The sequence below is a fragment of the Streptomyces sp. NPDC002092 genome (genome assembly GCF_053593775.1).
The window spans coordinates 173581-187431 of sequence record NZ_JBSFDG010000018.1 but is presented as its reverse complement, the minus strand read 5'-3'; the positions used below and the strand labels follow the sequence as shown (position 1 = coordinate 187431).

Genomic DNA, 13851 nt, shown 5'->3' with positions numbered 1-13851 from the left:
CGACCGCCTTGCGCCGCACCGCCGCGTCGGGATGGCAGATGCTGCCCAGCTTGTAGTCGTCGTCCTGGAACGTGTTGGAGTTGATCGCGCCCAGCTTCACGCCCTGGTCCTCGGCGTACTTCGCCAGAGCACCGTAGTCGTCCACCTTGTCCCACGGAATGTGCAGCGCGACCGTCGGCGCCACGCCGGTGACCGCGTGCACCTGGGCGGCATCGGCCAGCTTCTCCTGCGGCGTACGGGGGACGCCCTGCTGCGCGAACACCTTGAACCGGGTCCCCGAGTTCCCGTACGCCCACGACGGCGTCTCGACTGCCTGGGTCTTCAGCGCGGCCTTCACCGCGGCGAGCTCGGTCACTTCAGGGCTCCTGTGACGTCTGGCCGTAAGGGCAGATGGATGAATCGATTCAGGACGGGAAGCTTAAAGCTCCCCACGGGGGTGTCAAGCGTTACGGCAGAGGCTGTTGGCCGTGGCCTGACCGTGACCTTTGGCTCTCGAAGGGCTATCGAAACTTTTTCGAGGCCCACCCATTGACGTGACATGGCCGACGCGCCTAACGTCCCGGCAACCAAGTTGAAACCTTTCACGACGTCGTGAGCCCCTTGTCGGCGTCGTCGAGGAGCCCCCAATGACCCACCCGTCCGACACGGGTCCGGCCCCGGTGCTGGCGCTCGAGGACATCTCGAAGTCCTTCGGCGCGGTGCGCGCCCTGCGGGACGTTTCCCTGGAGTTGTTCCCCGGCGAGGTGCACGCACTCGCCGGCGAGAACGGCGCGGGCAAGTCGACCCTGATCAAGACCCTTGCCGGTGTGCACCGGCCCGACGCCGGCCGGGTGCTGCTCGACGGTGAGCCCGTCGTCTTCCACGGGCCCGGCGACGCCCGCGACGCCGGCATCGCCGTCATCTACCAGGAGCCCACGCTCTTTCCCGACCTTTCGATCGCCGAGAACATCTTCATGGGCCGCCAGCCCCGGCGCGCCCTCGGCCGTATCGACCACAAGGCCACCCACGCGGCGACCCTGGCCCTGATGCAGCGTCTCGGCGTCGAACTCGACCCCGACCGCCCGGCCCGCGGCCTGTCCATCGCCGACCAGCAGATCGTCGAGATCGCCAAGGCCCTCTCCTTCGAGGCCCGCGTCCTGATCATGGACGAGCCGACCGCCGCCCTCACCGGCAGCGAGGTGGCCCGCCTCTTCGGTGTCGTGCGCACTCTGCGCGCACAGGGCGCCGCCGTACTGTTCATCTCGCACCGGCTGGAGGAGATCTTCGAGATCTGCCAGCGCGTCACCACCCTGCGCGACGGCGCCTGGATCTCCAGTGAGCCGATCGAGGGCATGACCGAGGACGACCTCGTACGGCGCATGGTCGGCCGCGATCTCGACGAGCTGTACCCCAAGCAGGACGTCGAGCCCGGCCAAGTCGCCCTGAGTGTAAGGCGGTTGACCCGTGAGGGCGTCTTCACCGACGTCTCCTTCGAGGTGCGGCACGGCGAGATCGTCGGCCTCGCCGGACTCGTCGGCGCCGGCCGTACAGAGGTCGCCCGGGCCGTCTTCGGCATCGACCGCTGGGACGCCGGCGAGGTCGAGGTCCAAGGACGCAAGCTCACCAACGGCGCCCCCTCCACCGCCATGGCCGCCGGGCTCGCCCTCGTCCCCGAGGACCGGCGCGCCCAGGGCCTGGTGATGGACATGTCCATCGAGCGCAACATCGGCCTCACCGGTCTGCGCACCACCGTCAGGGCGGGCCTCGTCGACCGCGGCGCCGAACGCAGCCGCTCTCTCGACTGGGCCGTCAAGCTCCAGGTGAAGTACGCCAGGATCGCCGACACGGTCAACACCCTGTCCGGTGGCAACCAGCAGAAGGTGGTCCTCGCCAAGTGGCTCGCCACCGGCCCGAGGGTGCTGATCGTCGACGAGCCCACCCGGGGCATCGACGTCGGCACCAAGGCCGAGGTGCACCGGCTGCTGAGCGAGCTGGCCGCCGACGGCGTGGCCGTCCTGATGATCTCCTCCGACCTGCCCGAGATCCTCGGCATGGCCGACCGCGTGCTCGTGATGCACGAGGGCCGCCTGACCGCCGAGATCCCACGCGCCGAAGCCACCGAGGAAACCGTGATGGCCGCAGCCACCGGGAGGGCCGCCGCATGACGGTGACCACTCCCGACGAAGCCCCCGTCGCCGAGGTGCCCAGGTCCGGTGGCACCCGGCTCGTCGACCGCGTCTTCAAGATGCGCGAACTCGCCATCCTGGTGGTCTTCCTGGTGATGATCGCCATCACGCAGGCGGGCAACAGCCAGTTCCTGTCCGAGCAGGGCATCAAGGACCTGCTGCTGAACGCGACCATCCTGGTGCTGGTCGCCACCGGCCAGTCCCTGGTGGTGATCACACGGAACGTCGACCTGTCGGTCGGCTCCACTCTCGGCATCAGCGCCTTCGCCGCCGGCGACTACCTGCACGGCGGCGGCAACGCGCTCGTAGCCATCCTGCTGGCGGTACTGCTGGGCGTGGGCTTCGGCCTGCTCAACGGTCTGCTCGTCAGTCTCGGCCAGGTGCCCGCCCTCGTCGTCACCCTCGGCACGCTCTACATCATCCGAGGCGTCGACTCCATCTGGGTCGGCTCCCGCCAGATCACGGCCGCCGACCTCCCCGGTGGCTTCGTGGACTTCGGCTCCGGCGGCCTCTCCGCCGTGCCGTGGCTGGCGCTGATCGCGCTGGCGGTGCTGGTGGCGACGGCGTACTACCTCAAGCAGTTCGGCAGCGGGCGCGAGCTGTACGCCCTCGGCTCCAACCCGGAGGCCGCGCGGCTCGCCGGCATCCCCGTGCGCAAGCGGATCCTGGCCGCGTACACGTTCTGCGGCGGCCTCGCGGGACTTGCGGGTGCCATGTACCTGGCCCGGTTCGGCAACGTCGACTCCGGGACCGGCAACGGCTACGAACTCACCGTCGTCAGCGCGGTCGTGGTCGGCGGTGTCGTCTTCACCGGCGGCTCCGGGAGTGTCTACGGGGCGGCTCTGGGCGCCCTGCTGCTGACCTCCATCAACAGCGTGCTGCCCGCCCTCGGCGTCAGCTCGGTGTGGGTGCTCGCCATCAACGGCATCCTGCTCATCCTCGCCATCGCGGTCGACCGGGTCGTCGCGTTGCGCCTGGCCTCCGCCCTGAAGAAGAGGAACGCCCGCCATGCCTGAGTCACTGACGCGCGCGGTCCGCTGGGACACGGTCGTCGGCGCGCTCCTGGTCGTACTGCTGCTGATGTCGTTCGGCACGGTCGACGGGTTCGGCAACGCCCTGAACCTGTCGTTCCTGATCGGCAACACCCTGCCGATCGCACTGATCGCCCTGCCCATGACGCTGCTGGTCGTCTCCGGCGAGATCGATCTGTCCGTCGCCTCCACAGCCGGCCTCTCGGGCGCCGTGATGGGCAAGCTGTGGAACGACGGCATGGCCATCGAGACGATCATCCCGCTGTGCCTGCTGCTGGGTGTGGTGTGCGGCCTGGTCAACGGGCTCCTGGTCACCCGGCTCGGACTGCCCTCCCTCGCCGTCACCATCGGCACCCTCGCCGCCTACCGGGGCATCGCACAGATCGTGCTCGGCTCCGACGCGGTGACCGACTTCCCCTCCCAGTACCTGGACTTCGCGGCCGGACGCATCGGGAACACCTTCATCCCGCAGGCACTCCTGCCCTTCCTGGTACTGCTCGCCATCGCGGTGGTCGTCCTGCACGCCACCCCGTTCGGACGCTCCCTGTTCGCGATCGGTGCGAACGAGGAGGCGGCGCGGTTCGCCGGCATCCGCGTCAAGCGGCACAAGCTGATCCTGTTCACGGTGACGGGGCTGATGGCGTCCCTCACCGGGATCTTCTGGGCCCTGCACTACGCCAGCGCCCGCTACGACAACGCCACCGGTCTCGAACTCTCCGTCGTCGCCGCCGTGCTGCTGGGTGGCATCGACTTCGACGGCGGCAAGGGCACGCTGGGCGGTGCGGTCGCGGGAGTCTTTCTGCTCGGGGCGCTGCAGAACGTGATGAGCCTGCTCAATGTTTCCGCGCAGTCGCAGATCGTCGTCACCGGTGTGTTGCTCGTCGTGTCCGTGCTCGGGCCGCGAGTCGCACGTCAGGTTTCCCTCGCGAGGGCGGCTCGCTCCGCCGGATAGGTCGTTTGTCGGCTGCGGACCGGATGTGGCTGGTCGCGCAGTTCCCCGCGCCCCCATTGGGGCGCTCCACCCACTTCTCGTAATAAGGACCCCGCCATGCGCAAGTCATCCCTCCGTCGTGCCTGCGCGGCCCTCGCCGCCGGAACCTCCCTCGCCCTGGCCCTCACCGCTTGTGGTGGCACCACCAAGAACAACTCCAAGAGCGACGACGCGGCGGCCACCTCGACCGCCAAGGCCGACCCCAACGCCGCCCTCAAGAAGGGCCTGACCGTCGGGTTCCTGCCCAAGCAGGTCAACAACCCGTACTTCACCTCCGCCGACAAGGGCGGCGAGCAGGCCCTCACCGAGCTGGGCAGCAAGTACAAGGAGGTCGGCCCCTCCAGCGCCACCGACACCGCCGGACAGGTCTCCTACGTCAACACCCTCACCCAGCAGCAGGTCAACGCGATGGCCGTGTCCGCACAGGACCCGGGCGCCCTGTGCACCGCGCTCAAGCAGGCCATGAAGAACAACATCAAGGTCGTCACCTACGACTCCGACACCAAGCCGGACTGCCGCAACGCCTTCGTCTCACAGGCCAGCGCCGAGGACCTCGGCCGTACCGAGGTGCAGCTCCTCGCCCAGCAGATCGGCTACAAGGGCGAGATCGCGATCCTCTCCGCCGCGCAGACCGCGACGAACCAGAACGTGTGGATCGACTTCATGAAGAAGGAGCTGGCGGACCCCAAGTACAAGAACATCAAGCTGGTCAAGGTCGCCTACGGCAACGACGACGCCCAGCAGTCCTTCCAGCAGACCCAGGGCCTGCTCCAGCAGGACCCGAACCTGAAGGGGATCATCTCCCCGACCACGGTGGGCATCAAGGCGGCCGCCCAGTACCTGTCCGGCTCCAAGTACAAGGGCAAGGTCAAGCTGACCGGCCTCGGCACCCCGAACGACATGCGCAAGTACGTCAAGAACGGCACCGTCGAGGGCTTCGAGCTGTGGGACCCGTCCAAGCTCGGTGACCTGGCCGCCCGTACCGCCGTCGCGCTGGCCTCCGGTCAGATCACCGGCAAGGAGGGCGAGACCTTCAAGGCCGGCTCCACCACCTACACCATCGGCAAGGACGGCGTGATCACCCTCGGCAAGCCGACCGTGTTCAACGCCAAGAACATCGACCAGTTCAACTTCTGAGCCCCTTCCACCCCTGCGGGAGCTGGTACCTCATGCAGCGCGTCTGTTTCCTCCTCAAGGTCCGCGAGGACCGGCTCACCGAGTACCGCGAACGCCATGCCGCCGTGTGGCCGGAGTTGCTCGAAGCGCTCTCCGCCACCGGCTGGCACAACTACTCCCTCTTCCTGCGCGACGACGGCCTGCTCGTCGGCTACCTGGAGACCGAGGACTTCGCCGCCGCGATCGCCGGCATGGAGGCCACCGAGGTCAACGCCCGCTGGCAGGCCGAGATGGCGCCGTTCTTCGAGTCGCTCGACGGCGCCCGGCCCGACGAGGCCATGAAACCGCTCACCGAGGTCTTCCACCTCGCCTGACACTCCCCGGCACGCATCCCCTCCCGCTCTCGTACGACAATGGAGTCCTCTGAGATGAGACGACGCACCCTGCTGGCCGGCGCCATACTCAGCGCCGCGGCGGCCCCCGTCCTCGGTGCCGGAACCGCGCGGGCCGCCGATCCCGGCCCCTCCGTCAGCAAGAAGAGCACCACCCAACTCGACGGTCAGGCCATCTTCTTCGTCTCCTACGACGGACTGGTCAACAACAACTCGTTCCAGAAGAACGGCCTGTTCACCTACAAGGGCTACCAGTACGCCGCCTGGTACACCTCCACCGGCAACGCCGTGGTCGGCCGCCGCGTGCTCGGCGGGAGCAGCTGGTCGACCGTGACGCTGTCCCACGTCCTCAAGACCAGCGACTCCCACAACGTCATCTCCATGGGCGTCTCCAAGGTCGACGGCCGCCTGCACCTCAACATGGACTCCCACAGCGACGGCTACTTCTACGTGAAGTCGATCGCCGGACTCCTCGACAACCCGGCGACGACGGCCTGGACCTCGTCCGTCTTCGGCGCGGTGCAGACCTCGCTCGACGGCCTCGCGCTCACCTCCCAGTTCACCTACCCGCAGTTCATCGCGACCCCCGAGGGCAAGCTGCAGCTCAGCTACCGGGTCGGGATCTCCGGCAACGGCCGCAACGCCCTTGCCGAGTACGACGGTTCGACGTGGACGGCACTGGGGGAGTGGTCCAGCTCCACGGGCACCTACACCAGCTCGCACGGCTCCTCGACCGCCCGCAACATGTACCTGCACGGCATCGACTACGACGTCAACGGCCGCCTGCACTCCTTCTTCACCTGGCGTGAGCAGAACGCCGCCGTGATGTGCAACAGCGGCGGCATCACCAACCACGACACCGGTTACGTCTACTCCACCGATCGCGGCCGCACCTGGCGCAACGACGTGGGCACCGTCGTAGGCACCACCGGCAGCTCCGACACGGTGGCTGTCACCGACGGCGGACTGGTCGTCGACCCGCTCAACCCGGACCACTCGCTGATGAACCAGGAGAGCCAGTTCACCGACTCCTCCGGCCTCCCGCACGCCATCATCAGCTACGTCCCCGGCCGCTTCGGCCAGTGCACCACCAACTACGTCACCGACCGCACCGCCAACGGACGCGCCTTCCACCTCCGCAAGAACTCCTCCGGGACCTGGCAGAAGACCGAGATCCCCGTCGCGCTGGGCTCCAGCCAGCGCACCAAGCTGATCCTGGACAAGTACGACAACGCCTACGCGATCTTCCCCTTCGGCCGGATCGCCGGCGCCTCGAAGGCCTCCGGCTACACGGACTGGACGCTGCTGTACGACGGCAGCGAACTGAACGCCTTCGGCGAGGTCGTGATCGACGAGCTGCGGGTCAAGTCGGACAACGTCCTGTCGTTCATGTACCAGGAGAAGTCGAGCGGTACGACCCCCTCGGCACTCCACGTCGTCGACTTCGCACTGCCCGCGTGACCGGGCCTGATGCGTCGGACGATGACGGTAATGTGAAGGCCTTCCGGCCGAATCACGTCCCCCTGGAGGTCCCTGCCCGATGAGCCAGTCGGTGGGTATCAAGGACGTCGCCCGCGCCGCCGGAGTCTCCGTCGGCACGGTGTCGAACGTGATCAACCGTCCGGACACGGTCGCCACGGAGACCCGGGCCCGGGTGCTGTCCGCGATCGACCGGCTCGGCTACGTCCGCAGCGAGTCCGCGCGCCAGCTGCGCGCGGGCCGCAGCCGGATCATGGGGCTGCTCGTCCTGGACATGGGCAACCCGTTCTTCGTGGACGTCGCGCGCGGCGCCGAGCGTGCCGCGCGTGACGCGGGGCTCGGCGTCATGGTCTGCAACAGCGCCCAGAGCGCGGGCGAGGAGGCCGAGTACCTCTCCCTCTTCGCCGAGCAGCGGGTGCGCGGAGTGCTGCTGACCCCCGCCGACGCGACCGGCCGCAACATCGAGACCTTCCGGCGGCACAACATCCCCTTCGTCCTCGTCGACCGGGTCGCCGAGGGCACCACCGAGTGCTCCGTCTCCGTCGACGACGTGGCGGGCGGCGCCCTGGCCGTGCGCCACCTCGTCGACGCCGGACACCGCAGCATCGCCTACGTCAGCGGTCCGCCCGGCCTCAACCAGGTCCGCGACCGCCGCACGGGCGCCCTGAACGCCCTCGCCGAGGCCGGTCTCGGACCGGAATGCCTGCGCGAACTGCCCACCGAACGGCTCGACGTGGCCGCAGGCCGGGACGCCGGCGCCCGCCTGCTCGGCCTCGCAGACCGCCCCACCGCCGTCTTCTGCGCCAACGACCTCCTCGCCCTCGGCGTCCTGCAGGCCATGTACGCAGCCGGCATAACGGTCCCCGACGACCTCGCCATCGTCGGCTACGACGACATCGAGTTCGCCGCCGCCGCGGCCGTCCCGCTCACCTCGGTACGCCAGCCCGCCGTCACCATGGGCGCCCTGGCCGCCGAGCTGCTGCTGGAGGAGACGGAGGCGGAGACCGCGACGAAGCGGCACGAGCACCGGCGTGTCGTACTCCAGCCGGAGCTCGTCGTACGACGCTCCAGCCTGTCCGCCCGCTGATCGCCCGGTCAGTAAGTTTTCATGATCCCAGGGGTCGGCCACCGGACGAACATGTGGTGAAGTGGGACGCGGTCCGAAACCCATCCGTCCCTGGAGTCCCGTTGACCGCCACCTACCGCCAGCCCGGCGTCGTCCTCACCGACCGCCACTTCACCGTGCCCCTCGACCACGACGACCCGGCGGGGGAGACGATCGAGCTCTACGCCCGTGAGGTCGTCGCGAGCGACAAGGCCCAGCAGAACCTGCCCTGGCTCGTGTACCTCCAGGGCGGCCCCGGCTTCGGCGCCAACCGCTTCGTGGGCCGGCAGTCCTGGCTGGGCCGCGCCCTCAAGGAGTACCGCGTCCTCCTCCTCGACCAGCGCGGCACCGGCCACTCCACACCCGCCAACCGCCAGACCCTCCCGCTGCGCGGCGGCCCCGCCCAACAGGCCGACTACCTGGCGCGCTTCCGGGCCGACGCGATCGTCCGCGACTGCGAGGCCATCCGCCCCCAGATCACCGGCGGCGCCCGCTGGACGGTCCTCGGCCAGAGCTTCGGCGGCTTCTGCACCGTGAACTACCTCTCCAGCGCCCCCGAAGGCCTCACCGCCGCCGTGATCACCGGCGGCCTGCCCTCCCTCGACGCCCACGCCGACGACGTCTACCGCGCCGCCTACCCCCGCATCGAACGCAAGGTCGCCGCCCACTACGCCCGCTACCCGCAGGACGTCGAGCGCGCCCGCCGTATCGCCGACCACCTCCTCACCCACGAGGTCACCCTCCCGGGCGGCTACCGCCTCACCGCCGAGGCCTTCCAGTCCCTCGGCATCCTCCTCGGAGGCAGCGAGGGCAGCCACCGCCTGCACTACCTCCTGGAACACGCCTTCGTCCGCACCCCGCAGGGCCAGGCCCTGTCCGACGCATTCCAAGAACAGACCCAAGGCCTGCTCTCCTACGCGAGCCACCCCCTCTACGCCCTCGTCCACGAGGCCATCTACGGCCAGGACGAACGCCCCACGGCCTGGTCCGCCGAACGCGTCCGCGCCGAGTTCCCGCAGTTCGACGCCGCGAAGACCCTCGCGGGCGACGGCCCGCTCCTGTTCACCGGCGAGTCCGTCCACCCCTGGATGTTCGACTGCGACCCGGCGCTGCGCCCCCTTCGCCGGACCGCCGACCTGCTCGCCGCCCGCACCGACTGGCCGCCCCTCTACGACCCCGCCCGCCTCGCCGCCAACGAGGTCCCGGTCGCGGCGGCGGTCTACCACGACGACATGTACGTGGACACCGCCCACGCCCTCGAGACGGCGCGCGCCATCCGCGGCCTGCGGACCTGGGTGACCGACGAGTTCGAGCACGACGGCGTACGGGCCGGAGGGCCCCGGGTGCTGGACCGGCTGCTGGCGCTGACGCGTGACGAGGCGTGAGATTCACCGGGAGTGAGGTCGGCGTCACGCACTAGTCTTCGACCATGACCGAGCCGAAGATCACCGAGTTGCAGCCCATGCCCGCCGACTGGCAGCGCGCGCTGGCCGTCGTCGCGCACCCGGACGACCTCGAGTACGGGTGCTCGGCGGCCGTCGCCGCCTGGACCGACGAGGGCCGCGAGGTCGTCTACGTACTGGCCACGCGCGGTGAGGCGGGCATCGACACCCTGGAACCCGCGAAGTGCGGTCCGCTGCGCGAGCGGGAGCAGCGGGCGAGCGCAGCGGTGGTGGGGGTCACGCAGGTGGAGTTCCTCGACCACCGGGACGGAGTGATCGAGTACGGCACCGCGCTGCGCCGCGACATCGCCGCCGCGATCCGCCGCCACCGGCCCGAGCTGGTGATCACCCTGAACCACCGCGACACCTGGGGCGGGGTCGCCTGGAACACACCGGACCACGTGGCCGTCGGCCGCGCCGTGCTCGACGCGGCGGGCGACGCCGGCAACCGGTGGATCTTCCCCGAGCTCGTCGAACAGGGCCTGGAGCCCTGGAACGGCGTCCGCTGGGTCGCCGTCGCAGGTTCCGCCTCGCCCACGCACGCGGCGGACGCCTCGGCCGGGCTGGAGCGGGCGGTGCACTCGCTGCTCGAACACCGCAGCTACATCGAGGCGTTGACCGACGAGGACCCGGAGACGTACGCCCGGGGCTTCCTGACGGCGAACGCCACGGCGGCCGGGGAGCGGTTCGGGGGTCGGCCCGCGGTCGCGTTCGAGGTCTTCAGCCGATAGGCACAGCCGACGAGATGGGGGAGCACATGAACGGCACGGACGTACTGGCCGACCGGTTCGAGGAACACCGGGGACATCTGAAGGCGGTCGCCTACCGCATGCTCGGTTCGGTCGCCGAGGCGGAGGACGCCGTCCAGGAGAGCTGGCTGAAGCTGAGCCGCTCCGACGCGGACGCCATCGGGAACCTGGGCGGCTGGCTGACCACCGTGGTCGGACGGGTCTGCCTCGACATGCTGCGCTCCCGGGCCTCGCGTCGCGAGGATCCCATCGACGAGACGTTCGTGCCCGATCCCGTGATCAGGCCCCTGTCGCAGATCGACCCCGAGCAGGAGGTCCTCCAGGCGGACTCGGTGGGGCTGGCGCTGCTGGTGGTCCTGGAGACCCTGGAACCCGCCGAGCGGCTGGCGTTCGTGCTGCACGACATGTTCGCCGTGCCGTTCGACGACATCGCGCCCATCGTGGAGCGCACTTCCGCGGCGACCAGACAGCTGGCCAGCCGGGCCCGGCGCCGCGTCCGCGGTGCCACACCCTCCTCGGAACCCGACCTCGGCAGACAGCGGCAGGTCGTCGACGCCTTCATGGCGGCCGCCCGAGCCGGTGACTTCGAGGCACTGGTCGCGGTCCTGCATCCGGACGTGGTGCTGCGGGCCGACTCCGGTGCGCTGGTCGGGGGCGCCGCCGCGTCCAAGACGGTGCGCGGCGCGAAGCCGGTGGCCGGACAGGCACTGCTGTTCCGGCAGTTCGCGCAGTTCGCGCGCGTGGTGCTGGTCAACGGCGAGATCGGTGTCGTCAACGCGCCCGAGGGACGCCCACTGTCGGTCATGGGCGTCACGGTCGCCGACGGCCGGATCGTGGCCCTGCACATCCTGGCCGACCCGGAACGGCTCGCCCGCCTGGACCTCGGCGCGTTCGACTGAGAGTCAGGCGGCCACGGCCAGCGGGCGCAGCGTGCGGTGCGGGTCCACGACCCGCCCGTCCGGCAGCAGTTCACCGGTGTCGTCGAACACGATCGTTCCGTTGCACAGCAGGCTCCAGCCCTGTTCGGGATGGGCCGACACGATCACGGCGCTGTGGCGGTCCGGGCTGTCTGCGGTGGGGCACGGTGGCCGGTGACTGCACATGGTCTCTCTCCTCGATCCGTCTGGCTCCCGCCTGAAGTGGGCTCGTATCTGTGATAGCCGAGCTTGTTTTCCGTTGAATGAGGAGACCCCCACAGCGCCGGAAACTCATCGGTGAGGTTCGGTTTCCCGCCGGTCGTTCTCGGCGGGATCCACAGCGGAGTCTCTGTCACACCCGCGTGGCAGCGTGGGAGATGGACAAGCGGTGCGCGTCGAGCCGAAGGGGGCCGCGTCATGGCCGACGTCGATTCGCAGTTCCTGCGTGGCCTGTTCGACGAGGAGGGCAGCCTGCACGCCGCGGGCCGCACGGCGCTGTACCGGCTGTACGGCCTGGAAGGGCTGCTCTACGTCGGCATCTCGATCTCTCCGCTCACCCGTGTGCGCACGCATCTTCGGGAGCAGCCATGGGCTTCGCAGGTCGTCGGGATACGGATCGAGTACCCGGACGACGCCGAGGCCGCCGAACGCGAGGCCGTCTGGACCGAACGCCCCAAGTACAACGTGATCTTCAACGGCGAGACCCCGCCCGCCCCTCCCGACCGGGCAGCGCGCCTCAGGACGGAACTGGCCCTCGAGCGGCGCCGGTTGGCGGAGCTGGAGTCGACCGTGCCCGAGTCGTCGGCTCACCTGCGGCTCATAGCCCGCGGAATCAAGGCGAAGCAGGCGAAGATCGCGAAGCTGGTCGAGAGCATCGAGAACACCGAAGCTGTACGGCACCACATCACGGACCCGAGCAAGCAGGTGGGGTCATGACCGCCGCTCACCGAAGCCGTGTTCCGCAAGGACCAAGGAGGCGACTCCACGCCCGACCTGCGCCAGCCCCACCAGCAGGTCGGCGCAGTCGATCAGTTGTGAGCCGGCCCGCTCGACGCGTGCCTCGGCCAGCGCGATCGCCTTGCGGGAGTACGGCGTCCAAGCGATCCGCTCGGCGGCCTGTGAGGCGCCCATGCTCAACCGGCCGCCCACCGAGCGGTGCACGGCCTCCGTCGACACGCCGGACTCCTGCAGCAGCCGGGTGGCGCTGTTGTCCTCCGCGGTCAGACCCCACAACAGGTGCTCGGTCCCGATGTAGTTGTTGCGGTGCTGCACAGCCGCCGCCTTGACGTGGACCATCGCCCGCCGGAGGTCCTCGGTCATCGTCTCGGGGCTGTAGCGCTTGTGCGGGGCCTGGAAGCGCTGCTGCACCGCCTGCCGGGTCACCCCGAGGGCCGACCCGATGTCCGTCCACGACACGCCGTGCAGCCGGCAGTGCTCCACATAGTCCTCGACCAAGTCATCGGCCAGTGCCTGGAGTTGGCCGGATATGGTGGCGGCGGCCGTCAGCAGTGCCAGCCAGTCTGGCTGCTCCTGGTCACCGGGTCGGTGGGCGGTGGCGCAGGTGCGGTCCACTTCGGCGATGAGGCCGTCCAGGTCAGGGAGAGTCATGAGGCAAGTACGCCTTGACAAAGTCGATTTGTCAAGGCGTACTTGCCTCATGGGAGTCGAGGAGAGATCAGTGCACGAGGACGAACAGCCCCTGTCCGGCGGGAACGTCAGCGAGGGCGTCGTCCGGGTCGGTGACACCGTCCGTCGACCCGCGGGTCCCTGGACGCCCGCGGTGCACGCCCTGCTCACGCACCTGCACGAGGCCGGGTTCCGGGCGGCCCCGCGGCCCCTCGGGATCGACGACCAGGGACGCGAGGTGCTGACCTTCGTGCCGGGTGGTGTGATCTGGCCCGACCGGTTCGCCCTGGTGGAGCCGACGGTGGGGCTGGTCCGCGTGGCCCGGCTGGTCCGGGACTTCCACGACGCCGTGAAGGACTTCACGCCTCCGGCCGACGCCCACTGGCAGGTGCTCGTACCCGCGGAGGGCGCCGACATCATCGCGCACCAGGACCTGGCGCCGTGGAACCTCGTGGTCGGCGGTGAGGAGGAGTGGGCCTTCATCGACTGGGACACGGCCGCCCCCGGCTCCCGTCTCTGGGACGTCGCCTACGCCATCCGCGGCTTCGTGCCTCTGTCCGCGCACCCCGACTGGCAGACCCCCGACGCCGCCGCCCGTCTGCGTCTCTTCGCCGACGCCTACGGACTCGACGAGACCGAACGCCGCGACCTCGTACCGATGCTGGGCCGCCGCACCCGAGCCATGCACGACTTCCTCAGCGATCAGTCGGACCGGGGCAACCAGCCGTGGGCGAGGCTCTGGGCGGAAGGCCACGGCGACGCGTGGCGTGGCGATGCCGAGTACATCGAAGAGCGTCAGGAGCATTGGCAGCGGGCCTTGCTGTCCGGCTGACGGCCG

Annotated in this window: 14 protein-coding genes and 1 pseudogene; 12 read left to right on the top strand and 3 right to left on the bottom strand. The window is 69.6% G+C overall.

The window, feature by feature from the left end; translation table 11 throughout:
• Positions 1 to 355, bottom strand: a pseudogene (locus ACWCRD_RS35450) (L-rhamnose isomerase); the annotation flags it as partial.
• A 271-nt stretch (positions 356 to 626) separates the two neighbouring features.
• Here ACWCRD_RS35450 and ACWCRD_RS35445 point away from each other — a divergent pair.
• The 10 genes from ACWCRD_RS35445 (at position 627) to sigJ (ending at position 11369) form a co-directional block, all read left to right on the top strand.
• Positions 627 to 2144, top strand: a complete 1518-nt coding sequence (locus ACWCRD_RS35445; protein WP_450969822.1) for a sugar ABC transporter ATP-binding protein — start codon at positions 627 to 629, stop codon at positions 2142 to 2144.
• Positions 2141 to 3181, top strand: coding sequence for an ABC transporter permease (locus tag ACWCRD_RS35440; protein WP_450969821.1), 1041 nt, complete (start codon positions 2141 to 2143; stop codon positions 3179 to 3181). Before ACWCRD_RS35445 ends, ACWCRD_RS35440 begins: the two co-directional genes overlap by 4 nt.
• A complete protein-coding gene (locus ACWCRD_RS35435) occupies positions 3174 to 4148 on the top strand; it encodes an ABC transporter permease (protein ID WP_450969820.1) in 975 nt (324 codons plus the stop codon). The genes ACWCRD_RS35440 and ACWCRD_RS35435 overlap by 8 nt, the downstream gene beginning before the upstream one ends.
• Positions 4149 to 4244: 96 nt before the next feature.
• A complete protein-coding gene (gene rhaS, locus ACWCRD_RS35430) occupies positions 4245 to 5324 on the top strand; it encodes a rhamnose ABC transporter substrate-binding protein (protein ID WP_450969819.1) in 1080 nt (359 codons plus the stop codon).
• A gap of 32 nt (positions 5325 to 5356) precedes the next feature.
• A complete protein-coding gene (locus tag ACWCRD_RS35425; protein ID WP_450969818.1) occupies positions 5357 to 5677 on the top strand; it encodes an L-rhamnose mutarotase in 321 nt (106 codons plus the stop codon).
• Between the two features lie 54 nt (positions 5678 to 5731).
• Positions 5732 to 7156 (top strand): BNR repeat-containing protein, encoded by a 1425-nt coding sequence (locus ACWCRD_RS35420; RefSeq protein ID WP_450969817.1) that lies wholly within the window; start codon positions 5732 to 5734, stop codon positions 7154 to 7156.
• Between the two features lie 79 nt (positions 7157 to 7235).
• The gene (locus ACWCRD_RS35415; RefSeq protein ID WP_450969816.1) at positions 7236 to 8261 is read left to right on the top strand and encodes a LacI family DNA-binding transcriptional regulator; all 1026 of its coding nucleotides are present in this window, start codon (positions 7236 to 7238) and stop codon (positions 8259 to 8261) included.
• 101 nt (positions 8262 to 8362) lie between these two features.
• Entirely contained in the window at positions 8363 to 9664 is a 1302-nt protein-coding gene (locus ACWCRD_RS35410; protein ID WP_450969815.1) for an alpha/beta fold hydrolase, read from the top strand.
• A 44-nt stretch (positions 9665 to 9708) separates the two neighbouring features.
• Entirely contained in the window at positions 9709 to 10452 is a 744-nt protein-coding gene (locus ACWCRD_RS35405; RefSeq protein WP_450969814.1) for a PIG-L deacetylase family protein, read from the top strand.
• Between the two features lie 26 nt (positions 10453 to 10478).
• Positions 10479 to 11369, top strand: coding sequence for an RNA polymerase sigma factor SigJ (sigJ, locus tag ACWCRD_RS35400; RefSeq protein WP_450969830.1), 891 nt, complete (start codon positions 10479 to 10481; stop codon positions 11367 to 11369).
• Positions 11370 to 11372: 3 nt separating this feature from the next.
• On the opposite strand, the gene ACWCRD_RS35395 is transcribed toward sigJ, so the two are convergent.
• Complete coding sequence (locus ACWCRD_RS35395) at positions 11373 to 11573, bottom strand: DUF5999 family protein (protein WP_450969813.1); 201 nt, start codon at positions 11571 to 11573, stop codon at positions 11373 to 11375.
• A gap of 231 nt (positions 11574 to 11804) precedes the next feature.
• Between ACWCRD_RS35395 and ACWCRD_RS35390 the strand changes: the two genes are divergently transcribed.
• Positions 11805 to 12323, top strand: coding sequence for a GIY-YIG nuclease family protein (locus tag ACWCRD_RS35390; protein ID WP_450969812.1), 519 nt, complete (start codon positions 11805 to 11807; stop codon positions 12321 to 12323).
• Here the strand turns inward: ACWCRD_RS35390 and ACWCRD_RS35385 are convergent.
• The gene (locus ACWCRD_RS35385; protein WP_450969811.1) at positions 12318 to 12995 is read right to left on the bottom strand and encodes a Clp protease N-terminal domain-containing protein; all 678 of its coding nucleotides are present in this window, start codon (positions 12993 to 12995) and stop codon (positions 12318 to 12320) included. The two genes, ACWCRD_RS35390 and ACWCRD_RS35385, sit on opposite strands and share 6 nt — an antisense overlap.
• Positions 12996 to 13065: 70 nt before the next feature.
• Here ACWCRD_RS35385 and ACWCRD_RS35380 point away from each other — a divergent pair, with 70 nt between their 5' ends.
• A complete protein-coding gene (locus ACWCRD_RS35380; RefSeq protein ID WP_450969810.1) occupies positions 13066 to 13845 on the top strand; it encodes a phosphotransferase enzyme family protein in 780 nt (259 codons plus the stop codon).
• Positions 13846 to 13851: the final 6 nt, after the last annotated feature.

What these genes read in the sequence shown, in the direction of transcription:
- ACWCRD_RS35445 (WP_450969822.1), top strand. Translation starts at nt 627, where the DNA reads ATGACCCACCCGTCCGACACGGGTCCGGCCCCGGTGCTGGCGCTCGAG.
- ACWCRD_RS35440 (WP_450969821.1), top strand. Translation starts at nt 2,141, where the DNA reads ATGACGGTGACCACTCCCGACGAAGCCCCCGTCGCCGAGGTGCCCAGG.
- ACWCRD_RS35435 (WP_450969820.1), top strand. Translation starts at nt 3,174, where the DNA reads ATGCCTGAGTCACTGACGCGCGCGGTCCGCTGGGACACGGTCGTCGGC.
- rhaS (WP_450969819.1), top strand. Translation starts at nt 4,245, where the DNA reads ATGCGCAAGTCATCCCTCCGTCGTGCCTGCGCGGCCCTCGCCGCCGGA.
- ACWCRD_RS35425 (WP_450969818.1), top strand. Translation starts at nt 5,357, where the DNA reads ATGCAGCGCGTCTGTTTCCTCCTCAAGGTCCGCGAGGACCGGCTCACC.
- ACWCRD_RS35420 (WP_450969817.1), top strand. Translation starts at nt 5,732, where the DNA reads ATGAGACGACGCACCCTGCTGGCCGGCGCCATACTCAGCGCCGCGGCG.
- ACWCRD_RS35415 (WP_450969816.1), top strand. Translation starts at nt 7,236, where the DNA reads ATGAGCCAGTCGGTGGGTATCAAGGACGTCGCCCGCGCCGCCGGAGTC.
- ACWCRD_RS35405 (WP_450969814.1), top strand. Translation starts at nt 9,709, where the DNA reads ATGACCGAGCCGAAGATCACCGAGTTGCAGCCCATGCCCGCCGACTGG.
- sigJ (WP_450969830.1), top strand. Translation starts at nt 10,479, where the DNA reads ATGAACGGCACGGACGTACTGGCCGACCGGTTCGAGGAACACCGGGGA.
- ACWCRD_RS35395 (WP_450969813.1), bottom strand. Translation starts at nt 11,573, where the DNA reads ATGTGCAGTCACCGGCCACCGTGCCCCACCGCAGACAGCCCGGACCGC.
- ACWCRD_RS35390 (WP_450969812.1), top strand. Translation starts at nt 11,805, where the DNA reads ATGGCCGACGTCGATTCGCAGTTCCTGCGTGGCCTGTTCGACGAGGAG.
- ACWCRD_RS35385 (WP_450969811.1), bottom strand. Translation starts at nt 12,995, where the DNA reads ATGACTCTCCCTGACCTGGACGGCCTCATCGCCGAAGTGGACCGCACC.